Annotated in this window: 19 protein-coding genes; 9 read left to right on the top strand and 10 right to left on the bottom strand. The window is 64.1% G+C overall.

Annotation, left to right across the window (positions count from 1 at the left end; all coding sequences use genetic code 11):
* Positions 1–67: 67 nt before the first annotated feature.
* The 9 genes from LB518_RS11310 to LB518_RS11270 all read right to left on the bottom strand — a co-directional run bounded on the left by LB518_RS11310 (position 68) and on the right by LB518_RS11270 (position 11,327).
* A complete protein-coding gene (locus tag LB518_RS11310) occupies positions 68–1,555 on the bottom strand; it encodes a sugar ABC transporter ATP-binding protein (protein WP_224577480.1) in 1,488 nt (495 codons plus the stop codon).
* Positions 1,552–2,580, bottom strand: coding sequence for a sugar ABC transporter substrate-binding protein (locus LB518_RS11305; protein WP_224577478.1), 1,029 nt, complete (start codon positions 2,578–2,580; stop codon positions 1,552–1,554). The genes LB518_RS11310 and LB518_RS11305 overlap by 4 nt, the downstream gene beginning before the upstream one ends.
* 564 nt (positions 2,581–3,144) lie before the next feature.
* A complete protein-coding gene (locus tag LB518_RS11300; protein WP_224577476.1) occupies positions 3,145–3,933 on the bottom strand; it encodes an SDR family NAD(P)-dependent oxidoreductase in 789 nt (262 codons plus the stop codon).
* Positions 3,934–4,020: 87 nt separating this feature from the next.
* A complete protein-coding gene (locus LB518_RS11295; RefSeq protein ID WP_224577474.1) occupies positions 4,021–5,034 on the bottom strand; it encodes an ABC transporter permease in 1,014 nt (337 codons plus the stop codon).
* Positions 5,031–6,509: a sugar ABC transporter ATP-binding protein gene (locus LB518_RS11290; RefSeq protein ID WP_224577473.1), complete on the bottom strand. Its 1,479-nt coding sequence runs from the start codon at positions 6,507–6,509 to the stop codon at positions 5,031–5,033. The genes LB518_RS11295 and LB518_RS11290 overlap by 4 nt, the downstream gene beginning before the upstream one ends.
* A 93-nt stretch (positions 6,510–6,602) precedes the next feature.
* On the bottom strand, positions 6,603–7,547 hold the full coding sequence (locus LB518_RS11285; protein WP_224577471.1) for a sugar ABC transporter substrate-binding protein: 945 nt from the start codon (positions 7,545–7,547) through the stop codon (positions 6,603–6,605).
* Positions 7,548–7,817: 270 nt separating this feature from the next.
* On the bottom strand, positions 7,818–8,546 hold the full coding sequence (locus tag LB518_RS11280) for an ABC transporter ATP-binding protein (protein ID WP_224577469.1): 729 nt from the start codon (positions 8,544–8,546) through the stop codon (positions 7,818–7,820).
* Entirely contained in the window at positions 8,543–10,417 is a 1,875-nt protein-coding gene (locus LB518_RS11275; protein WP_224577468.1) for a branched-chain amino acid ABC transporter ATP-binding protein/permease, read from the bottom strand. Before LB518_RS11275 ends, LB518_RS11280 begins: the two co-directional genes overlap by 4 nt.
* Before the next feature lie 10 nt (positions 10,418–10,427).
* Positions 10,428–11,327 (bottom strand): branched-chain amino acid ABC transporter permease, encoded by a 900-nt coding sequence (locus LB518_RS11270; RefSeq protein WP_224577458.1) that lies wholly within the window; start codon positions 11,325–11,327, stop codon positions 10,428–10,430.
* A 514-nt stretch (positions 11,328–11,841) separates the two neighbouring features.
* Between LB518_RS11270 and LB518_RS11265 the strand changes: the two genes are divergently transcribed.
* Positions 11,842–13,002: an ABC transporter substrate-binding protein gene (locus LB518_RS11265; RefSeq protein WP_224577456.1), complete on the top strand. Its 1,161-nt coding sequence runs from the start codon at positions 11,842–11,844 to the stop codon at positions 13,000–13,002.
* Between the two features lie 141 nt (positions 13,003–13,143).
* Here LB518_RS11265 and LB518_RS11260 read toward each other — a convergent pair whose 3' ends face one another.
* Entirely contained in the window at positions 13,144–14,016 is an 873-nt protein-coding gene (locus tag LB518_RS11260) for an MBL fold metallo-hydrolase (RefSeq protein WP_224577454.1), read from the bottom strand.
* A 213-nt stretch (positions 14,017–14,229) separates the two neighbouring features.
* On the opposite strand from LB518_RS11260, the gene LB518_RS11255 reads away from it, so the two are divergent.
* From LB518_RS11255 to LB518_RS11220, 8 genes are all read left to right on the top strand, one after another.
* Positions 14,230–14,619 carry a hypothetical protein gene (locus tag LB518_RS11255; RefSeq protein WP_224577452.1) on the top strand — a complete coding sequence of 130 codons (390 nt, stop codon included), beginning with the start codon at positions 14,230–14,232 and terminating at the stop codon, positions 14,617–14,619.
* A gap of 33 nt (positions 14,620–14,652) precedes the next feature.
* On the top strand, positions 14,653–15,531 hold the full coding sequence (locus tag LB518_RS11250) for an N-acyl homoserine lactonase family protein (protein ID WP_224577451.1): 879 nt from the start codon (positions 14,653–14,655) through the stop codon (positions 15,529–15,531).
* Between the two features lie 164 nt (positions 15,532–15,695).
* Entirely contained in the window at positions 15,696–16,580 is an 885-nt protein-coding gene (locus LB518_RS11245; protein ID WP_224577449.1) for an NAD(P)-dependent oxidoreductase, read from the top strand.
* A gap of 73 nt (positions 16,581–16,653) precedes the next feature.
* The gene (locus LB518_RS11240; protein WP_224577447.1) at positions 16,654–17,037 is read left to right on the top strand and encodes a carboxymuconolactone decarboxylase family protein; all 384 of its coding nucleotides are present in this window, start codon (positions 16,654–16,656) and stop codon (positions 17,035–17,037) included.
* A gap of 28 nt (positions 17,038–17,065) precedes the next feature.
* Positions 17,066–18,544: an aldehyde dehydrogenase gene (locus LB518_RS11235; RefSeq protein WP_224577445.1), complete on the top strand. Its 1,479-nt coding sequence runs from the start codon at positions 17,066–17,068 to the stop codon at positions 18,542–18,544.
* Positions 18,545–18,625: 81 nt separating this feature from the next.
* A complete protein-coding gene (locus LB518_RS11230) occupies positions 18,626–19,546 on the top strand; it encodes a LysR substrate-binding domain-containing protein (RefSeq protein WP_224577443.1) in 921 nt (306 codons plus the stop codon).
* Positions 19,547–19,593: 47 nt separating this feature from the next.
* On the top strand, positions 19,594–20,982 hold the full coding sequence (locus LB518_RS11225) for an MmgE/PrpD family protein (RefSeq protein WP_224577442.1): 1,389 nt from the start codon (positions 19,594–19,596) through the stop codon (positions 20,980–20,982).
* A 1-nt stretch (position 20,983) separates the two neighbouring features.
* A complete protein-coding gene (locus tag LB518_RS11220; RefSeq protein ID WP_224577440.1) occupies positions 20,984–21,790 on the top strand; it encodes an N-acyl homoserine lactonase family protein in 807 nt (268 codons plus the stop codon).
* Positions 21,791–21,794 lie beyond the last annotated feature (4 nt).

The raw sequence follows: 21,794 nt of genomic DNA, 5'->3' as shown, positions 1-21,794 counted from the left end.
GGCGTCCTCGCGACCTCCGGCTGCTATCGTCGACGTCTGCTTCATGTCTGCTTCCCTCCCTTGTTCTTCAGCCCAGCGACGCGGATGTCAGAATGCGCTCGCGATTGAAATCGGCGCGCTGCACCTCATCCACGATCCGCCCGGCCCGAAGCACATAGACGCGATCGCTCATTGCCAGGACTTCGTCCGTATCGGAACTCGTCAGCAGCACGGTGGCGCCGCGCTGCGCTAGGCGGATCACCTGTTCGTAGATGCTTGACTTGGCCCCCACGTCGACGCCGCGTGTCGGATCGTCGAACATGATGACCCGCGGTCCGCCTTCGGCAACCCGGGCCAGAATCACCTTCTGCTGGTTTCCACCCGAAAGCCCGCCGACCACCTGCCGGATCGACGACGCCTTCACGCCATAGTCGCGCACGGCATCGCGCGCAAACGCGCCGAGACGGCGGGAGCGCACGATGCCGAGCCGCGCCACGAGCGAATAGAGTCCGAGGACGACATTGTCCCGGATCGGTGCGTCGAGGATCAGGCCTTCGGCCTTGCGGTCCTCGGGCGCATAGACGATGCCGAGCTGGCGCGCATGAGCAAGGCTGCCGAGCCGTACCGGCGCCCCGGCCAGGGAGATGCTGCCTTCGCTCGGCCGCGTCGCGCCCGCGATCGCCTTCATCAGTTCGGTGCGACCGGCTCCATCGAGCCCGACCAGCCCGACGATCTCGCTGGCGCGCGCGGAAAGGCTCGATGACCGCACGCCAGGCGCGACCAGATCCTTGACCCCAAGCAGAACCGGGCCGAGCGACCGCTCGACCCAGGGATAGGCATTCTTCAGATCGCGAGCCAGCATCGCCCGCACGAGTTCGGGCTGCGTCCACGCATTGACCGGTCTCTGGTCGACAACAGCGCCGTCGCGCATCACGACGATGTCGTCGGCGATCGCGAACAGCTCCTCGAGGTGATGGCTGATATAGATGATGGCCAAACCTTCGCGGCGAAGCTGCTTGATGGTTTGCAGCAGCGCCTCGACCTCGCCCTCCGGGAGGGAGGAGGTCGGCTCGTCGAAGATCAGGACGCGCGCGTTGCGGGCGAGGCAGCGCGCGATCTCGAGCTGCTGGCGCTGCGCGGGCGACAGCGAACTGACCGTGCGACCGAGATCGAGCCCGGCGAGGCCGACCCGATCCAGCGCCGCGGTCGCCTGCCGGCGGTTGGCTTTCCGGTTGAGCACGCCCCAGCGCAGCGAATGCCGTGCCAGCAACACATTGTCGAGCACGCTCATCTCGGAGATGTCGGTCAGCTCCTGGTAGATCGTGCTGATGCCGCTCTCGATCACCTCGCCCGGCGTCCGCGGCAGCGGTGCACCGCCGATGGTGACGACACCGCTGTCGGCTTCGACCGCACCCGACAGGATCTTGATGAGGGTGGACTTGCCGGCGCCATTTTCGCCGGCAAGTGCCGTTACGGTGCCCGCCCTGAAGGCCAAGGTGACGTCGTCGAGAGCGACGACACCAGGGTATCGCTTGCTGACGTTGGTCAGCTCAACCAGGGCGGACTGCTTGGTCACTTTACGTCGTCGGCCCAAATGCCATAGGTCTTGACTTCATCCGAGTTGATGTTGTCGGCGGTGATGACCATCAGCGGCCAAACAACTGATGGGATGTCCTTGGCCGCACCCGTCTCCTTGGCGTGGATGTTGTCCATCATCATGATGCCCATCTTGATGAACTGCTGGCTGACCGTCGCGTCCTGCGAGCCGTTCCGGATGCCGTTGATGCCCGGAGCCGAACCGTCGATGCCGATCGTGTAGATATGATCCGGCTGACCCACGGGCTGGAAGCGGCCGGCTGCCTTGATGGCCGTGATGACGCCATAGGTCTCGGCGTCATTCGCGCCATAGACGGCGTCGATCTCGGGCTGTGCCTGAAGGATCGCCGTCATCACCTCGTTGGCCTTGTCGGTGTTGAAGCCGCCATCGGCGCTGGCGACGATCTTGATGTCGGGGTATTTCGACAGGACGTCCACGAAGCCCTGGTCACGCTGGGCCGTTGCCACGATGCCCGCGATGCCCTGGATGTTGACGACATTGCCCTTCGGCGAGCCGTATTTCTTGGTCAGATATTTGACCACCTCTTCGCCGGCGAGCTTGCCGCCTTCAACGTGGTCCATGCTGTAGGTGGCGGTGACGGGGGCGACCACATGGTCGGCAATCGCGATCACCGGAACGCCGGCGTCATCGGCATGCTTGACGGCCGGGGTGACGGCAGCGCCATCGGCGGGCGTGACGATGACATAGTTCGCGCCCTGGCTGATCAGGCTCTCGATGTCCGCGATCTGCTGGCTGGCACTGTTGTTGGAATTGGCGATCAGGAACTTGTAGCCAAACTTCTCCGCCTGCGACTTCATCCCCTGGATGATGCCGGCAAAGGCTGGGTTCTCGACCGTGTAGGTCGAATATCCAATGGTGATCGGCTTAGCATCGTCGGCATTGGCGACGATGCCGCTGCCAACCAGCATTCCGGCCGCCAGAATCGCGGCGCCCACAGGCATCGCGAGAACCCGACGTCGATTGTACATATTAACCAGTCCCATATTCCGCTCCTTGCTGGATTCGTCCCGAATTATTCTTCGTTGTTCTGCTTTGTCTCTTATGCCGAAACGTTATTTATACGGACGACATAAGCCTTTCTTGGAAAGGCCGAGGGAGGGCCCGCCAAGATCAGAAATTCTCGGATAGGGAAAGAGAGGATCGCGATCCAGGCGCCGCGGGTTCTCGAATGATCGGGCGTCGATGCTCGCTCAGAGAGCAAGTATACTAGACGCAACCATCATCCGAATGAGACAGCCGCATCCACGAGACGAAAGGTCTTGGCCCTTCGTCAAGCAAGGACGGATTGCCTGCCTGGATTCCCCCCAAATAACTGTTCTTCTCCTCCACCACTCAGGCATGAAACTAGGGAACCTTCGGACCCTTCCGCAAGTCTGCAGTCACCCGGCCAGCGTCATAACAGCTATCGTCAGCCGGCGCGCCAGGTCCGACGGCGCCATCGCAGCGCGACGCCGGCCCGGCAGGTTCCTTGCCGCGCCGGGAGAGTCTGCATGCGGCCGGTCATGGTCGGTCCGGGCGTGCCGCTTGGTCGATGGACGGCAGCGTCTTCAGATCTTGTCAGCACCGGCGACGAAGCCGCCACCGTCGATGACGATCGCCTGACCGGTGATGAAGGAGGATTCATCCGATGCCAGAAAGAGGACGAGACGCGCGATCTCGGAAGGATCGGCAATGCGCCCCATCGGCAGAAACGGCAATACCGTATCCTTCGCTTCCTGTTCGCCGCCGAACATCCGGGTCAGCAGCGGCGTCATCGTCGAGCCCGGCGCGATCGCATTGATGCGGATATTCTTCTTCGCCACCTCCAGCGCCGCCGAATTCGTGAGGCCGATCACGCCCCATTTGCTGGCGCAATAGGTCGCCGTGGTGGCGTAGCCCATCACGCCGAACAGCGAGGAGGTGTTGACGATCGTTCCGCCACCCTGCTCCAGCATGTGCGGGATCTGATGCTTCATGCCGAAGAAGATACCGCGCAGGTTCACGTCCATGATCAGGTCATAATCGGCCTGGCTGAGCTCGTGGATCGGCGCTGTCTTGCCCGGCACGCCAGCATTGTTGAATGCCGTGTCGATGCGGCCGAAGCGCTTGTAAGCCGCCTCATGCAGCGAGCGCACGCCATCCTCGCTGCGCACATCGACCTCGGCGAATTCGATGGCGACCGCCGGGAACCGCTTGTTGATCTCGTCCTTCAGATCCTGGCCTTCGGCAGCGCCGAGACCGGCGACGAAGAGATTGGCGCCGGCCTCTGCGAAAGCAAGCGCGGCGGCGCGGCCGATACCGGTCGTGCCGCCGATGACCAGCGCGGACTTGCCCGAGAAATCATACTTGGCCTTCATTGTATCTCTCCTGATGTGACGACAGAGGGCACGGTCGGCGGCTGGCCAAATGGAGAGCGCGCTGTTCGGCCCATAGAACTGAAAAGGTTAAGCCTGCGCCGCGTAGCGGCGGGCGAGCGTCGAGAGGCCGACGGCCAGCACGAGCACGCCACCCTTGAAAATGGGCTGGAAGTAGGTTGGCGCGCCGAAGATGCTGAGGCCGTTGAATCCGACCGCGAGCACCAGCACGCCGACCAGCGTGCCGAGGATATGGAACTGGCCCTCGCGCATCGTCGCCGAACCGAGAAAGACGGCGGCGAAGGCGTCGAGCAGGTAGCCGTCGGCGGCGCCGAGCGTGCCGCTGCCGAGCAGCGAGGTCAGCAATATGCCCGTCAATGCCGCGCAGAAGCCGGCCACCGAGAAGGCGAACATCTTGACCCGGTCGACCCGGATTCCAGAGAGCCGCGCCGCTTCGATATTGCTGCCGACGGCCTGCATGCGCTGGCCCATTTCCGTCTTGTTGAGGATGATCCACAGCACGGCCAGAACCGCGATCATCACGAAGACCGGGTTGGGTATCCCGAACAATGGCCGGCCGAGGGCGATGTTCGTGAAGGCGCGGGGGATGCCCATCGCGATCGGAAACGCCGAATACGAGAAGCCGATGCCGGAAAGCATGGTGCCGACGCCGAGCGTGGCGATGACCGCGTTGATGCGAACCTTGGTGACAAGCGTGCCGTTTACGAGGCCGAGACCGATGCCGATCAAAAGCGCGAGACCGATCGCGACGGGGATGGGCAGGCCGGCCTTCGCCATGAAGCCCGCCACCATCAGGCCGACGAAGCTCCCGACATAGCCGATGGAAAGATCGAACTCCCCCACGACGAGCGTATAGGTGAGGCCGGCCGCGATGATGGCGGTCAACGAGGCTTGGCTCAGGATGTTGATGAAGTTTGCGCGCGAGAAGAACGTGTCCGGCGCGTTGATCGAAAAGAAGAAGATCATCGCCAGCAGGCCGATGAGCGTTGCATAGCGCGAGACGAAGACGAGAATCGCACGGCGCATCGGCGCGCCGGTGCGGGCGGTGGCGCGCTCCGGCGCGGCTGTCGTGCTGCTTGTCATGATTGTGCCCCAGCGAGTTCGGCGCGGTCGAGATAGCTGAGCTCGACGATGCGGGATTCGGTGATGTCGGCTCCGGTGAGTTCGCCTGTCACTCTGCCTTCGTGCAGGACGATGACCCGGTCGGCAACGAGCGCCAGTTCCTCGACGTCGGAGGAAATGAGGATCACGCCGACACCGGTCTTCGCGAGATCGCGGATGGCGTCGTGGATCTGTTCGCGCGCGCCGATATCGACCCCGCGCGACGGCTCGTCGATGATGAGCACGCGCATGTTGGTGTCGAGCCAGCGGGCGATCAGCGCCTTCTGCTGATTGCCGCCGGAGAGGCCGGCGATCCGCGTGCCGACGCCAGGCGTCTTGATCTGCAGGTGCTTCACCAGGCGGTTTGCCGCCGAGCGCATCTTGCCGGAGGAAAGGAATGGCAGACCGGGGATGGACTCGAACGGCTTCAACGTGGCGATGGTGATATTGAACGCGACCGACTGGTCGAGCATCAATCCCTGGGATCGGCGCTCCTCGGGGACGAGCGCGAGCCCCTTCTTGACCGCGTCGGCTTCGTCTCTGATCCGCAGCGGCGCACCTTCAAGCTCGAAATGTCCCCGCTCCAGTCGGTCGACGCCGAAGGCAAGGCGCGCGGTTTCCGTGCGGCCGGCGCCGACAAGTCCGCCGAAGCCGAGGATCTCGCCGCGCCACAGATCGAAGCTCACATCCTTGACCGCATGGCCGCGGCCGACATTGCGGGCGGAGAAAAGCGGCGTGCCGGTGCGGGTCACCCGCGGGCGCGGGCGGTCCTCCCGCGTCTGAACGTCGTGGCCGACGATGGCGCGGATGAGCCCCGCCTTGTCGAGGCGGCCGCGTTCGGAGCGATCGACGATCGCGCCATCGCGGAGAACGGTGATGCGGTCGGAGAGATCCAGAACCTCGTCGAGCCGGTGCGAGACATAGAGGATCGCGACACCGCTCGCCGAAAGGTCCCGGATGAGCGCGAACAGATGATCGGTCTCGGCGGCCGAAAGCGAGGCCGTCGGCTCGTCCATGGCGATCAGCGCGGCATTTCGGGCGAGCGCCTTGCCAATCATCACTAGCCAGCGCTCGCCGATGCTGAGTTCGCTGACGCGCGTGTCGAGCGGAACCCTCATGCCCACTTTCGCGGCCGCGAGACGTGCGCCGGCGCCGGAGCGCTTCCAGTCGATCAGTCCGAGACGCGTTACCTTCGGCACGCCGAGGAGCATGTTCTCCAGCACGCTGAAATGCGGGACGAGGTTCAATTCCTGATGGATGAAGGCGAAACCGGCCCGCTCCGCGGCACGCGGCGAACCCGGCCGCAGGTCCTCGCCGGCGACGCGAATCGTGCCACGGTCGGCGACGGTGACGCCGGCAAGGCAGCGGATCAGCGTCGACTTGCCAGCGCCATTGGCGCCGACGAGGCCGTGCACCTCGCCGCGCATGATGTCGAGGTCAACGCCGTCGAGTGCCACTTCGCCGGCAAAATGCTTGCCGAGGCCGCGTATCTCGACCCAGGGCCCCGGGGCTGGCCTTGCGGCCGCCCCGGGGCACGGGTCTGCTCGGAATTACTGGCCACTCGGATGATCTGCGAGGAACTGATCAACATTGTCCTTGGTCACCACGATGCCCGGAATCTCGATCACCTTGGCCTGCCAGTCCTTGCCGGCCGCAATCGAGTCGAGGATGGCCTGGAACACGGCTTCGCCCTCGGCATAGGCCGGCTGCCAGACCGTGGCAGTCATGTCGCCGTTCTTGACCAGGTCGACACCCTGGGGGCTGCCATTGATGGAGACGGTGACGACGTCGTCGCGACCAGCCTGGCGCAGCGCCGCGACGCCGCCCTGCATGGGCTCGTCCCAGCAAGACCAGATAGCGAGCTTCTTGTCGCCACCGGCGGGATGGGCGGTCAGCCAGGCCTGCGTCATGGCATTGCCATTCTGCACCTGCCCGGGAACCGTGACCTCGTTATAGGTGATGCTGAGGCCGGTCTTGCCCTTCACAGCCTCATCAAAGGCTTCGCCGCGGTCGATGCAGAGCTTGCCGGGATGAAAGGTCATCGCCAGGATCTCGGCATTGTCGCCGACCTTATCGAGCAGGAACTTGGCGGAATCATTGCCGACGGTCTTGCCGCTGGTGGTGACGACGATGCCGGGAACGATTTCGCCGCCCCAGGTTGCGACGGGAATGCCAGCATCATTGGCAGCCGCGAGGCCCGCGCCGATCGACGAGCTTGCGAAGGCGAGCACGAACATCGCGTCGACCTTCTGCACCGCGAAGTTGCGCATCGCGGCATTGGCCTGGTCGGCATTGGCCTGGGTATCCGTCACCTTGACGTCCCAACCCGCCTTCTTGGCCGCGTCCGTCGCCCCGTTGATGACGGCGATATTGAGCGCGTCGTTTGCGAGCAGGGCCACGATGCCAAGTGTCTTGGCTTCGGCCGCGACAGGGTTGGCGGCCACCATCCACGTCATGGCGAGCGCGGACATCGATGCCGTCAGAAGCTTCTTCATGTGGCTTATCCTCCCGTTTGAACGTACTTCGATGCCGGACGCCACCCATTTGGGCACATGCGAGCACCGAAACCTGCGAGGCCTCCCAACCGGTCGCGGGTCAGTCATATTTAACAGACATGGTCCCGCCGGATCGCCGCGTGGCCGAGATAGCAGTTATGGCGATTTCCGCTGACCAGCTCTGAAACGGCAGCTTTTCCGGGCGAAATCGCTCCCTCTCATCGACGCGGAATCGCGATCGAAGATCGATGCCGAACCGCCGGGTCGCGTTCATCCCAGATATTTGTCGATCAGCGACATGCCGGCGCCCCGGGCCGCTTCGGGTGTCATCTCGTCGACGATCTCGCCATGCGTCATGACGTAGAGCCGGTCGCAGACGCGGATCGCGACATCGATGCGCTGTTCGACCAGCAGCAGCGAGGCGCCGCGTCGGCGAAGCTCGATCAGCGCCTTGACGACGATGTCGACCGCGACCGGCGAAAGCGCGACTGACGGCTCGTCGAGGAGCATGATCTCGGGATCGCTCATCAACATGCGTCCGATGGCAACCATCTGCTGCTCGCCGCCGGAGAGGTAGGACGACAGGCGCTTGCGATAGCCTTTCAGGACCGGAAATAGCTCATAGACCGAGGCGAGCAGCGCTTCATGGCGCGCGGTGTCATGCCTCAAATGCAGCCCGCCGAGGATCAGATTGTCCTCGACCGTCTGATCGACGAACAGTCGGCGTCCCTCCGGCGCGAGTGCAGCCAGGCCGCGCGCGATACGGAAGGGCGGCATGGCCACGACGTCGGTGCCGGCAACCTGGATGCTGCCCCGGCGCTGGCGAATGAGGCCCATGATCGAGCGCAGCACGGTCGTCTTGCCGGCGCCGTTCGGACCGAGCAGGCCGACCGCTTCGCCGGTTCCGACCTTGAGCGCGATGTCGCGGATGACGTCGAAACGACCATAGCCGGCAGAGAGGCCGGAAATGTCGAGCGCATGGGGGACCGTTGTGCTCATTCGCCGAGATAGACCTGCCGGACGACCGGATGGGCACGAACCTCGTCGGCTGTGCCGGTGAGGATCACCTCGCCGAGATTGAGCACGGTCACCTGGTCGCAGAGCGGGAACAGGAAGCGCGTCTGGTGCTCGATGATGATCATGGTGACACCTTGCGAACGGAGGTCGGCGAGGATGCGCGCGAGATGCGCCACCTCTCGGGCCGAAAGCCCGGTCGCCGGCTCGTCGAGGATGAGGATGTCCGGCGCGGCGATGCAGACCGCGGCGAGCTGGGTCAATTGCTCGATGCCGTGCGGGACGTCGCCGACGCGCTCGCTCGCCCATTCGGCGGCGCCGACAGCGACAAGCGAATCGACGGCCTGCCGCTGGGTGATCGCCGTGTCGCGCCGCCCGGAAGGCAGCATCGGCCAGAGCGCGGCGCGACGCACGATGCCGGGAATGCGGTCGTAGAGGCCGACGGTCACATTCTGCGCCGTCGTAATTTCGCGAACCAGCTCGGCAGCCTGGAACGTGCGCCGCAGCCCGAGCTTGGCGCGGGAACTGGGCGGCTGGCCGTTGACCGGCTGTGACTTCAGGATGACGGTGCCGGCCGTCGGGGTCAGTCGTCCGGCGATCACATTGGCCAGCGTGCTCTTGCCCGAGCCGTTCGGTCCGATCAGGCCGTGAATTTCGCCGCGGCGGACAACGAGGTCGACCCCGCGCAGCACCTTCGGTCCGCGGCCATAGCCGCACTCGATGCCTCGGCATTCGAGCATGATCTCATCCAGCGGCGCCCGCCGAACGATCACCTCGCCGCCATGTGCGACGATTTCGACCGACGGGTCGCCGGCGGCGATTGCCTCGGGCGGCCGCGCATCGGTTGCTGCAGGGGTGGCTCCGCTGCGCTTCCCGGCAAGCAGCCGCCGTCCGACGCCGATGACGCCTTCCGGCAGGAACGTTATCGCCGCGATCGAGAGCGCGCCGTAGAGGATCTCCTGGATCCACGGATTGATATTGACGACCACCGGGAACATCGAGACGAACATGGCGCCGATGATCGGCCCGAAGGTCGTGTTGATGCCGCCGACCAGCACCATCACCAGGACATTCAGCGAGACCGACCAGTCGAACTGTCCCGGCGAGACGACGCCAAGGAACGAAAAGAGCCAGCCAGCACCCCCTGCGATCGCCGCCGACAGGCTGAACAGTCCGACCTTGATCAGCGAGGTGCGCACGCCGGCCGCTTCGGCGAAGGGCTCGGCGTCGCGGATCGAGAGCAGCACCGGATAGAGCGGCGAGCGGCGGATATTCCAGACGAGCCCGACGCAGAGCAACAGCGCCAGCATGATGCACCAGGCGACCGGCGCGCCAAGCCCCGACAGCACCTTCGGAAAGTCGGGGAAGGCGGGGCCAAGCTGGCCCTGCAGTCCGCCGGTGATCTCGAGATTAGTTTCGAGCACCGTCAGGACCAGCGTGACGATGAAGGTGGTGATCGCGAAATGCAGCCCGCTGACACGCAGCGACATGGCGCCGACAAGCGCCCCGGCGACGCCCGTCACCGCAAGCACGACGAAGAGCAGCAGGAACACGTCCCAGCCGAACTGGCCCGCCAGGATCGTCGTGACATAGGCGCCGATGCCGAAGAAGCCGCCCTGACCGAGGGAATAGAGGCCGAGCATGCCGGCAACGAGGTCGAGGCTGATCGCGAGTACTGCGAAAACCGCTGCCACCAGCACCACGCTCTGGATGCTGAGATTAGCTTTGGCGACGAAGAAGGTCAGCACCAGATAGGCGACAATCGCGAGGCCGCCGAGAAGGGCGCCGCGCCGGAATGAGGGCTGCGGCAGAGACGCGCCCGAGGGGTCCAACTTTTTGATTCGAGCCGCCGTCATTCCGTTCGCCTCACCGCCCGGCCCGGACGGGACGCAGTCGCGCCAGGGGGCCTGTGGAGCTGAACAAACCGCGCGGCGACACGACGAGGATCAGCGCCAGGACAAGGAACGGAAACCAGTCCGAGGCGCGCGAATTGACGAAGGCGTTGGCTCCTTCGGCGGAAATGCCGAGCAGGATGCCGCCATAAAGCGCCGTGATCGGCCGCTCGGTTCCGCCGCCGATCATCATGGCGATGAAGCCGTAGGTGCCGAAGGTATCGCCGAGATACGGGTTAGCGAAGGTGCTCGGTCCGATCATTACCCCGGCAAGGCCGGCCAGCAGCGCCGAAGCTGCGAAGGCGACCATCGCCACCGTCTTGGTGTTGATGCCGAAGGCCGAGGCCATCTCGGGATCAGCCGCCGTCGCCATGCCGATCTTTCCGAACAGCGTATGCCTCCGGACGAGTTCGAAGGCGACACCCGCGAGGAGCGCGACCACGATCGCCAGGATCTGCTGTCCTGTCAGCACCGCGGCATCGCCGAAATGCACGCTTGTGCTGTTGAGGATCGTCGGGAACGGAATCGAGGTCGGTCCCCAGAAATAGGCGGCCGCATTCTCGACGATAGCCGCGAACCCAAGCGTGCTGACCAGCCAGCCGAAGCCGAAGCGATTGAAGGCCAGGATGGGACGCACGGCGATCAGATATGAAAGCACGCCGACGACTGCCGAGGCGGCGAGGCCCGCCGCGACGCCGACCCACGGGGAATAGCCCTGACCGACGAGTTCTGCGGTGACCATGACGGTCACCATCATCAGCTGGCCCTGGGCGAAATTGATGATGCGCGTCACGTAGAAGGTGATGGCAAGCGCCATCCCGATCATTCCGTAGACACATCCAATGGCGATGCCACTGGCCAGGAACTGGAGCAACGAAGCCTCCCCTCCGCGTCTCGCCGGCAGCACAACTTGCACCTGCGGCGCGGTCCCTCCCAAGACCACAAGACAGTCCGTCTGATATCCGAGAGCTACGGAGAAAATCCGGCAGCGGACAGCCCACACCGCTGACATAACAGCTATCCGGGCGTGCCGAGCCGAGCCCAGAAAACCTTTGCCGGCGAATAATCCGAACAGGGTTGTGGCTTCGTCTCCCGCAATGCACTCGGCCGATCGGTCGTGTGACGGCGGCCGTCCGAATGTTGAAAGACATCAACTGCTTGCCAATCGCTGGCCTTTGCCCGCCAGTCGATTGGCAGGGCCGGCTGTGAGATCGCTCCTTCGGCGCTGCGATATCAGATCCGCAGCGCTCTCCCCGCCGCGAGGCGTCCCCGGGGACGCGTTGACAATGCCGGCGCACCGCGAGAGCACGAAGAGGAGGACAGACGCAGCCGGTTGGGAGCGGACCGCGGCGCGTGACGATGTCCGATCTTCCAAGGGAGGAAGTCTCATGAAAACCAGGATGATGAAGGCGGCACTCGTTGCCTCGACGGCGCTGATCGCCGCGGCCTCGTCGGCGCATGCGGAGGACGACATCCTTGTCGGCCTCATCGCCGGCACGACGGGCGCCTATGGCTCGACCGGCGTGGCGACCTTGAATGGCGCGACGCTCGCCGTCGAGCAGATCAACGCCGCCGGCGGCGTCATGGGCCGCAAGATCAAGCTCGAATCCTACAATGACAACGCGTCGGCGACGTTGTCCGGCCAGTTCTTCGCCAAGCTCGTCAGCAATGGCGCCGTCGCCATCGCCGGTTCGCCGGATACCGGCCCGACCACGGCCGAACTCGCCATCCGCTACAAGATCCCCACCATCGGCGTCGTCGACGATGGCGGGCTTACAGTCAATCCGGACGGCCCGGACGGCCCGCCAAACCCTTGGGTTTTCGACTTCGGCCTCAATACGTTCGCCTGGGGCGGCAAGATTGGCGAGCATGCGCTGAAGAACTGCCCGGATGGCCTCGCCGTCCTGCATGACCCGTCGACATATGGCATGGGCGGCCTTTACGGCATCGAACAGGTCTACAAGGCGGCCGGACAGAAGGTCGCCCTCGACCACTCGATCACCGAGAACTGGTCGACAGGCGCGACTGCGGGCCTCATGCCCGAGGTGCAGGCGATCAAGGACGCCGGCATCAAATGCGTCGATGTCTGGCTGACACCGCAGGACCAGGCCGCGTTCCTGCAGGATCTGCAGGCAGTCGGATACAAGGCTACCGTCTATGGCAATGACGAGACCAATGCCGACGATACCTTCGCCAAGCTCGCAGGCGACCTCGCCGAAGGCACGATCACGGCCGCGCTGACCTCGGGCCTTCATCCAAGCCCGGAGCTGAAGAAGTTCCGCGAAGACTACAAGGCGAAGTTCAATCTCGAATCCTCGCCCTTCGCCGAGACGAGCTATGATTCGATCATCATGCTCAAGCAGGTGATCGAGGCGGTGAAGTCGACCGAGCCGGAAGCGCTGCAGAAGGGCTTCAATGCCGTGCGGGGCTTCAAGGGCATCACCGGCGATCTTGGCTTCGACGAGAAGAACCACATCACGATCACCAAGGACCAGGTGTCGCTCGTGAAATACGACACCGCGACGAAGAGCTGGACCGAACTGCAATAGGTTCGGCAGGCAGCGGGCAGCCAAACGCCCGAAGCGCCAGCTAACGAAAGACCGGCCACCGGGTGCACCCGGCGGCCGGTCTTTTGCGTTGATGGGACGTCCCGGCCATTAGTGCCGGGGCTTCAAGCCCGCATCGGAAAATCAGACGACAACGGCCCACGGCTCGGGGACCAGACGGAACCCCTGGCCATCGGGAATGATGTGGGCAAAGGCCGGCAGGTGCAGGTGGCCGCCGGTGACCAGATGCCCCTCCTTCGCCGCATACTCGAAAATCCGGCGCCGGTTCGAATGAGCGAGGCCTTCGTCGACATCATATTCGCTGGTGACCTGGGGGCGGGGGATCTGGATCTCCGGCACATGCACCGTGTCGCCCCACATCACGAGCGTCTCGCCCGCCGATTCGATCTCGTAGCCGCTGTGGCCTGGCGTATGGCCCGGCAAAGCGAGCAACGAGATATGCGGCAGCACGCTGCCCTCGCGGCTGGGGCGGAACTGCTCGCGATAGGCCTCGATCACCATGTCGGCCGAATCGAGATAGGGCGTCGCCGCCGCCGAGCGGCCATCGCGAAGCGCCGGGTCGGACCAGAAATTCAGCTCGTCTTCGTTGACCACGATCTCGGCATGCGGGAACAGCACCTCGCCGCTCGGGCCAAGCAGACCGCTGGAATGATCCGGGTGGATGTGGGTCAGAAGAACCGTATCGAAATCATTAGGCGCAAAGCCTGCAGATTCGAGGTTATCGAGCAGCAGGCCCATCGAATAGACCGTGGTCGAGCCGCCGCCGACATCGACGAGCACCGTGTTCTTGCCCGTCTCGATGACGAAGGCATTGACAGTCAGTCTCGGCGGATGGCTGCGGAAGGTTGCCTGCATCAGCTCCTTCATGTCGTCGAGCTCAGTTCCGCGCAGAATCTCGAAGGGAATGTCGAGGAAACCGTCATTGATGACAGTGACCATCGCGTCGCCGATGCGGCGCTTGTAGACGCCGGGCGTCTGCCTCTCTGGAGCCTTCAACTGGATTTCCTCCCCGAACGATCGGTTGGCGTAGAGTTTCTTGGGAGCATGACATTGCCGCCGCTCCGAAAACCTGTCGCGGCCTGTTTCGCGATAACTGCTATTCCTGCCACAGAGTGTGTGCCCCGCGGGGGCGTCTGCTAGCCTCAAATCATGAGCCTATCACCGCAACTGGCCGCATACGCAGTTGATGCGAAGCACCCTTTCCAGGAGATGCAACGCGCGCTGGTTCAGCTTGCCGCCTTCCAGATTCAGCGCCTGACCGGGCGGAGGATTCCGGTCGACTATGGACCGGTGGAGGCAGCGCGCCTGGCGCTCGGTGAATCAGCCCGCGCGACGGCCGCACTTGCCGCGCCGGTCAGGGCCGCCCATCATTTCTCGCATTTGGACGCCGCCCGCTCGTCGCTGGACCGGGCCGTCGATGCCGCTCTCGCGCGTGGTGGTCCGGACGACGAGGCGATGTTCGCCCTGCTCGAACAGGCCGAGCATCACCTGAAGATCGTGTCACGCAACCTGCCGGGCTTCGAACCGGTCGATTTCAGCCAGGCCTGCTGCGCCAACCATGGCCTGCTGCGATACAGCGGAGCTTCGGCATCGCCCTAGAAGACCAAAGAACAAGAACGCCGGGGGAGGAATATGGCTGATTATTCGATCTGGGTCCTGGACTATGCGGCTGTTAATACGTTCCCGCAGAGCGTGATGCTCTACGGGCCGCAATATCATGGCATCCGTAACCTGCCCTATGCCTATGCCCTCCTCAAAGGCAACGGCGAGGTCATCCTCATCGATACGGGTTACGACCACAAGGAATATGGCAAGTATCTTGCCGATCTCTATGGCGTGACCAACTATCACGGGCCCGACGAAGTGCTGGCCGAATGCGGCGTAACGCCGGCGGATGTCACGCGCGTGCTGATCACCCACGCCCATTTCGATCACATGGGCGGCCTCGATCTCTTCCCCAATGCGACTTTCTACATCCAGAAGCGTGAGCTCGACAAATGGGCTTGGGCGCTGACCCTTGGGCCCGAGTTCCGCTTCCTCGTCGGCGCCGCCGATCCTGCCGACATCATGAAGGCGGCGCGGCTTGCCCGCGAGGATCGCATGGTCGTCATCGATGGCGATGCCGAGGACATTCTTCCCGGCATCGACCTGCATCTCGCCGCGGACACCCATACCTGGGGCTCGATGTATGTGACGATCCGCAATGATGGCGCCCGCAACAGCCAGGATGCGTGGGTCTTTGCCGGTGACAACATCTACACCTATGACAACCTGACCGGCCTCGACAAAAACGATCCCCATCTGGTCCCGATCGGGCTCGCTGTCGGCAGCCAGACCAATCTCCTCCTCTGCAGCGCCGACATGCTGAAGCAGACAGGCGGCGAAACGAAGCGCGTCATTCCCATCCATGAGGATCGCCTCAAGGATACGTTCCCGTCGCGCCGTACCAAGGCCGATCTCCATGTCGTGGAACTGGCCCTCGCGGGCGGCGAGACGAGCAAGGTCCGCTAAGTGCAGGCCGGCCATCCGCGCCCGTCTGGTCGCGCTCCAGCCCGTGCCCGGCAAGGCATTTCTGTTATGTCGGGCATGGACGTACGGTCATTTGGCAGTTGGGCTAGGTTGTCGGAAACAAACATTCGGCTCGGCTCGAGCGAGCTTCCAAGGAAGGCACTTCCATGAACCAAGTAATCGGCTTCGTCGGGCTCGGACGTATGGGAGGCCCGATGAGCGGCAGGCTTTTAGCCGCCGGCAACGCGCTTTGCGTCTTTGACAATTCCGCAGCCGCCATGGCGCCGATGAAGGATGCAGGTGCCGATACGGCAGCCTCGCCCGAGGATATCGGCAACAAGGCCGACGTCGTGTTCGTCAGCCTGCCGACGCCCGATGTCGTCGAGAATGTCGTGCTGAACGGCATCGGCAAAGGCCAGCGCGTGAAGACGGTCATCGACCTGTCGACGTCCGGCCCCGGCATGGCCGGCCGGGTGTCGAGCGGCCTCGAGAAGCGGGGCATCGCCTGGATCGACGCGCCCGTGTCGGGCGGCATCGCCGGCGCCAAGGGAGGCACGCTTGCCGTCATGGCCTCGGGTCCGAGGCCTGCGTTCGATCAGGTCGAAGGCCTGCTCAAGAATTTCGGCAAGATTTTCTTCGTCGGCGAAAAGGCTGGCCTCGGGCAGGTCGCGAAGCTCGCCAACAACCTGCTCGCCGCCGCCGCCATGGCCGTCTCGTCCGAGGCGATGGTGATGGGCGTCAAGGCGGGGATCGATCCGCACGTTCTCCTTGACATCATCAATGCCGGCAGTGGCAGGAACAGCGCCACCCAGGACAAGTTCCCCCGCTCGATCCTGCCGGGCACATTCGACTTCGGCTTTGCAACCGGGCTGTCGTACAAGGACGTCCGGCTCTGCGTGGATGAGGCCGAGTCCATGGGTGTCCCGATGGTGGTTGGGGCGGTGGTTCGTCAGATGCTCGCAGTGACCAACGCCAAGTACGGCCCCGCTTCGGACTTCACCTCCATGGCGCGGGTCATCGAGGAATGGGCCGGCGTCGAAGTTCGCGGTTGAGCGGAACACGACAGCGATACCATCACGTTTCCGGACGACAAACAAAGTCGCGTAGCGACTATCGGAGATTGCCATGAGCAAGGAAGTATTCGACCGCGGTCTCGAGATCCGCAAGAAGGTCCTCGGCGCGGAGTTCGTGGAGAAGGCGTTCGCTGCGGCTGACGACTTCAACATGCCGATGCAGGAACTGACGACGGAATATTGCTGGGGTGCATGCTGGGGCCGCGAGGGTCTCAGTCACAAGACACGCAGCATGCTCAATCTCGCCATGATCAGCTGCCTCAACCGTCCGCACGAGCTCAAGATGCACGTGAAGGGCGCGCTGAAGAACGGCGTGACCAAGGACGAAATCCGCGAAGTCTTCATGCAGGTCGCGATCTATGCCGGTATTCCGGCGGGCGTCGATTCCTTCCGCATTGCGCGTGAAGCCTTCGCCGAGGTGGAAAAGGCGGGTTGAGGCGCGAGCGCCAAGCCGGGAGAGCACGATGCAAGACTACAAGATGCTCATCGGCGGCGCATGGGTCGGCGCCTCCGGTGGCGAGAGCTTCGAGACCGAGAATCCGTATCTCGGCGCTCCCTGGGCGCTGGTGCCGCGCGCGACCACCGACGATGTCGACCGCGCCTGCGAGGCCGCCCGCAAGGCCTTCCGTGCGCCGTCCTGGGCGGGGCTCACCGCTACGGCCCGTGGCGCCCTGCTGCGTCGGCTTGCCGACCTGATCGCCGCCGAGGCCGATCGTCTGGCCGAGATCGAGACGCGCGACAATGGCAAGCTGATCACGGAGATGCGCGCTCAGTTGCGCTATATTCCGCAGTGGTTCCATTATTTCGGCGGCCTCGCCGACAAGGTCGAGGGGCGTGTCATCCCGATCGATAAGCCGGGCATGATCAATTTCACGCGCGAGGAGCCGCTCGGCGTCGTGGCGGCGATCACGCCGTGGAACTCGCCGCTGATGCTGGCGACGTGGAAGCTCGCGCCCGCGCTCGCGGCCGGCAATACGATCGTCTGGAAGCCGTCGGAATTCTCCTCGGTCTCGGCGCTCGAATTCGCCAGATTGTTCGAAAAGGCGGGTTTCCCGCCGGGCGTCGTCAACGTCCTGACCGGCTTTGGCAGCGAGATCGGCGAGCGGCTGGTCAGCCATCCCCATGTCGCCAAGATCGCCTTCACCGGTGGTGATCGCACGGGTCAGAGCGTTTATGAGCTCGCCGCCCGTTCGATCAAGCCGGTGACGCTCGAGCTCGGCGGCAAATCGGCCAATATCGTCTTCAAGGATGCCGACCTCGAAAATGCCGTCAAAGGCGTCGTCTCCGGCATTTTCGCGGCGACCGGCCAGACCTGCATCGCCGGCTCGCGTGCGCTTGTCCATCGCTCCATCCAGGATGAGTTCGTCGGCAAACTGGTCGAACTCGGCCGCACCGCCCGCATGGGCGATCCGCTTCTCGAAACGACCCAGGTCGGCCCGATCACGACGCGGTCCCAATTCAAGAAGGTGCTCGACTACATCGATATCGCAAAGGGGGAGGGCGCACGCCCTGTCCTCGGCGGCAGTCAGGCCTCGCGCCCCGAATGCGGCAATGGCTGGTTCGTCGAACCGACGATCTTCGCTGATGTAAAGCCGTCGATGCGCATCGCCCAGGAAGAGGTCTTCGGCCCGGTCCTTTCCGTCATCGCCTTCGATGATGACGAGGAGGCGATCGAGATCGCCAATGACACGCAATACGGCCTTGCCGCGGGTGTCTGGTCGCAGAACATCAAGACGGTGTTCACGCTGGCGCAGCGCCTCGAGGCGGGGACTGTCTGGATCAACTCCTATCGCGCGACGAGCTACCTCTCTCCATTCGGTGGCTACAAGCGTTCCGGCATCGGCCGCGAAAGCGGGCTGACGGCAATACGCGAATATCTGCAGGAGAAGAGCGTCTGGATCGACACGATTGGCGAGGTTGCCAATCCATTTGTCCAGAGATAGGCGCAACCGGCCCGGGTTTGTGGATACCTGACAATGTCGTACTATCCGATGAATTCCACAACGGATCGGGGAGTTCATTCAATGGAGCTGAAGCAGCTCGGCTTCTTCCTTGGAGTCGCCGAGTCCGGGAGCTTTTCGAAGGCCGCCGTGCGGCTTTCGATTGCCCAACCGATCCTCAGCCGTCAGATCAAGCTGCTTGAAGAAGAGCTCGGGGTGGAGCTGCTTTACCGCAATGGCCGCGGCGTGGTCCTGTCGGAAGCCGGCAAGATGCTGGAGGGCTACGCCCATGAGATCGTCAACCTGGTCGAGCGTGCCCAATCCGAGATCGGCGCCTTGCGCTCGATGCCGCAAGGTCGCGTCACCATCGCCATGCCGCCGTCGATCGGCTGGGTGCTGACCGGCCCGCTGGTCCTGCGTTGCCGCGAGGCCTTCCCGAATATCGTGCTGCATCTCGTCGAGGGGTTCAGTGGCCATGTCGCCGAATGGCTTTCGACGGGCCAGATCGATATCGGCATCGTCTACCAGGCGCCGCGCCGGCCAACGCTGACGACGGAACCCCTGTTCTCCGACGACCTCATTCTGCTCGGCCCCGTGGACGACCCCGCCGGTCTTGGTGGCGACACTATCGAAACCGCCCGGCTTGCCGAAATTCCCGTCATCCTGCCGGCGCGACCGCACGGGCTGCGCGTGCTGATTGACAGCGAGCTGGAAAAGCTCGGCCTCGCAGCGCATGTCGAGTTCGAGGTCGACGCGATGCCGGCGACACTCAGCCTGGTCGAACGCGGCGTCGGCTATACCGTGCTCTCCGATGGCGCGGTGCGGCATCTGCTCAGCGCCGGCCGCATCCGCCGCTGGGCGCTGACCAATCCGACGCTTCGGCGCGACCTGCTGCTCGCGACCTCGACGCAGCGGCCGATGAGCGTTGCGACGCGGCTGATCACCCGCCTCATTCGCGATGAGGTCCAGTCCATTCTCGAAGGCGGCGGCAGCGCGGCCGTTTGACATCCCTGCCCGGAATTCCGGGAGCGCGCTGACCTTGGGAGGGGTTCATGTCCGACACAGCGACTGCGGTTCGCCCGCCATCTTCTGCACCATCGACGCCGACGCTTGCCGAGCGATTGGCCGCGGCCATTGTCGGCCAACTTGATGTCGGTGTTTCGGCCGCAGCGACGGAAAAGCTCAAGGTCTGCCTGCTCGATTTTCTCGCCTGCGCGTTCGAGTCGCGCAATCTCCCCTGGGCGCGTCAGGCCCAGGCGATCGCGACAGACGGTGCCGGCCCCTGCAGCATTGTGGGAACGGCGCTCGCCGTCCCGGCTCCGGATGCTGTCTTTGCCAACAGCGTCGCCGGCCACGGGCTGGTGCGCGAGGATATGCACACCGGCAGCGTCAGCCATCTCGGCATCGTCGTTCTGCCCGTGCTTCTCGCTCTAGCCGAGGAGAACAAAGTCGATGGCCGCGCCTTCATCGCCGCAGCCGTGACCGGCTATGAGGTCGGCGGTCGCATCGGCCGCGCGCTCGTGACGCCGGAATTCGCCCGCATCTTCCGTCCGACCGGCTTTTGCGGCCCGATGGCGGCGGCCGCAGCGGCTTCCGCGCTGCTCCGCTATGACGAGAAGAAGACCCAGAACGCCATATCGCTCGCCACCAATATGGTCGCCGGCCAGAACCAATGGCCACACACCGGCGCGGACGAGATGTTCTTCGAAGCTGGTCTTGCGGCGCGCAACGGGCTGACCGCCGCGCGCCTTGCGGGTCTCGGCGCCTATGGCTCGGAAAAGGCGCTGGATGGCGAGGCGGGCCTTTTCACGGCCTATCGTCCCGACAAGCGGGCGCCGGATGTGCGCCTCTTCGACGGCGAGGCGGAGATCATGTCGGTGTTCTTCAAGCCGGCGCCGGTCTGCAATTTCGCGCAGACACCAAGCCTTGCCGCACTCGCGCTCGCCAATGCCGAGGATATCGATCCCGGTGAGGTGGTTTCGATCATCGCCAAGGTGACACAGGCGGCCAAGGCCTATCCCGGCTGCGACTATGCCGGCCCCTTCTCGCGCATCCTGCAGGCGAAAATGAGCATCCACTATGCCGTGGCAAGTGCCATCCTCGGCAAGCAGATCGACGAGACCAGCTATCAGCATCTCGACGACCCTGCGCTTCTCAGGCTCGCGGCCCTGGTCACTGCAGAGGTCGACCCGGAATTGACGGCCGCGTTCCCCGCCAGGCAGGGTGCCGAGGTCGTCGTCGAGATGAAGGACGGCCGCCGCCTTTCCCGTCGTCTGCCCGATGTCATTCCCGCCGATCTGGCGTTGATCCGCCGCCGCTTCGACATTGCGGCCACCGAGGCGATCGGGGCGGAGAAAGCGGCGGCCCTCGCGGCCGCGGTCGACAGCCTCGACAGCACGGATGATGTCGGCGCGCTGATGCGCCTGACGCGCGTGGCCTGACATGGATCTTCCGGTCTACGAGGTCTACGCCATCCGCTATGCAACGCGGGCGGGCCGTCGCCAGGACAATTTCATCGGCGGAGACCCGCATGACGGGCCGATGCCGATGGACTATTTCTTCTGGCTCATCATCGGCAACGGCAAGCACTATGTCGTCGATTGCGGCTTCACCGAGGAAGTATCGGCCGAGCGCAAACGGACCTATCTCCGCAATCCCGTCGACGCGCTCAAGCTGTTCGGCATCGATGCGGACGATGTCGAAGACGTCATCCTGACACATCTGCACTATGATCATGTCGGCAATTTCGATCGCTTCCCTAGGGCAAAATTCCACCTTCAGGAACCGGAGCTGACTTATGCCACCGGCAAATACATGCGCCATCCCTTCCTCAACCATGCGTTCGAGGTCGACGATGTCGTCGGTGTCGTGCGCTTGAACTATGCCGGCCGCGTGCGCTTCTATAACGGCGACGCAGAGCTTGCGCCCGGCATTGGCGTCCATCTGGTTGGCGGCCATTCGGCCGGTCTGCAGTTCGTGACGGTCAACACGGCGCGAGGCCGCGTGGTGCTGGCGTCCGATGCCACGCATTACTTCGAGAACATGGATACCGGCCGGCCGTTCACCACGGCGTTTCACATCGGCGATACCATCGAGGGCTATGACCGGGTGCGTCAGCTCGCGCCGACGCCCGAGCACATCATCCCCGGCCATGATCCACTGGTGATGCAACTCTATCCGGCGGCCCGGCCAGACCTCGAGGGGATCGCGGTGCGTCTCGACGTTCCGCCGAGCCGGCTTCCCGCCTGAAAAC

The sequence above is a fragment of the Mesorhizobium sp. BR1-1-16 genome (genome assembly GCF_020165495.1).
GTDB lineage: Bacteria > Pseudomonadota > Alphaproteobacteria > Rhizobiales > Kaistiaceae > Kaistia.
This window is presented reverse-complemented; position numbering and strand designations above follow the sequence as displayed.

Bases quoted from the DNA above. Each gene is read 5' to 3' on its own strand.
- LB518_RS11230 (WP_224577443.1), top strand. From the start codon at position 18,626: ATGGAGCTGAAGCAGCTCGGCTTCTTCCTTGGAGTCGCCGAGTCCGGG.
- LB518_RS11280 (WP_224577469.1), bottom strand. From the start codon at position 8,546: ATGAGCACAACGGTCCCCCATGCGCTCGACATTTCCGGCCTCTCTGCC.
- LB518_RS11240 (WP_224577447.1), top strand. From the start codon at position 16,654: ATGAGCAAGGAAGTATTCGACCGCGGTCTCGAGATCCGCAAGAAGGTC.
- LB518_RS11285 (WP_224577471.1), bottom strand. From the start codon at position 7,547: ATGAAGAAGCTTCTGACGGCATCGATGTCCGCGCTCGCCATGACGTGG.
- LB518_RS11275 (WP_224577468.1), bottom strand. From the start codon at position 10,417: ATGACGGCGGCTCGAATCAAAAAGTTGGACCCCTCGGGCGCGTCTCTG.
- LB518_RS11265 (WP_224577456.1), top strand. From the start codon at position 11,842: ATGAAAACCAGGATGATGAAGGCGGCACTCGTTGCCTCGACGGCGCTG.
- LB518_RS11295 (WP_224577474.1), bottom strand. From the start codon at position 5,034: ATGACAAGCAGCACGACAGCCGCGCCGGAGCGCGCCACCGCCCGCACC.
- LB518_RS11220 (WP_224577440.1), top strand. From the start codon at position 20,984: ATGGATCTTCCGGTCTACGAGGTCTACGCCATCCGCTATGCAACGCGG.
- LB518_RS11225 (WP_224577442.1), top strand. From the start codon at position 19,594: ATGTCCGACACAGCGACTGCGGTTCGCCCGCCATCTTCTGCACCATCG.
- LB518_RS11305 (WP_224577478.1), bottom strand. From the start codon at position 2,580: ATGGGACTGGTTAATATGTACAATCGACGTCGGGTTCTCGCGATGCCT.
- LB518_RS11300 (WP_224577476.1), bottom strand. From the start codon at position 3,933: ATGAAGGCCAAGTATGATTTCTCGGGCAAGTCCGCGCTGGTCATCGGC.
- LB518_RS11245 (WP_224577449.1), top strand. From the start codon at position 15,696: ATGAACCAAGTAATCGGCTTCGTCGGGCTCGGACGTATGGGAGGCCCG.
- LB518_RS11255 (WP_224577452.1), top strand. From the start codon at position 14,230: ATGCAACGCGCGCTGGTTCAGCTTGCCGCCTTCCAGATTCAGCGCCTG.
- LB518_RS11235 (WP_224577445.1), top strand. From the start codon at position 17,066: ATGCAAGACTACAAGATGCTCATCGGCGGCGCATGGGTCGGCGCCTCC.
- LB518_RS11250 (WP_224577451.1), top strand. From the start codon at position 14,653: ATGGCTGATTATTCGATCTGGGTCCTGGACTATGCGGCTGTTAATACG.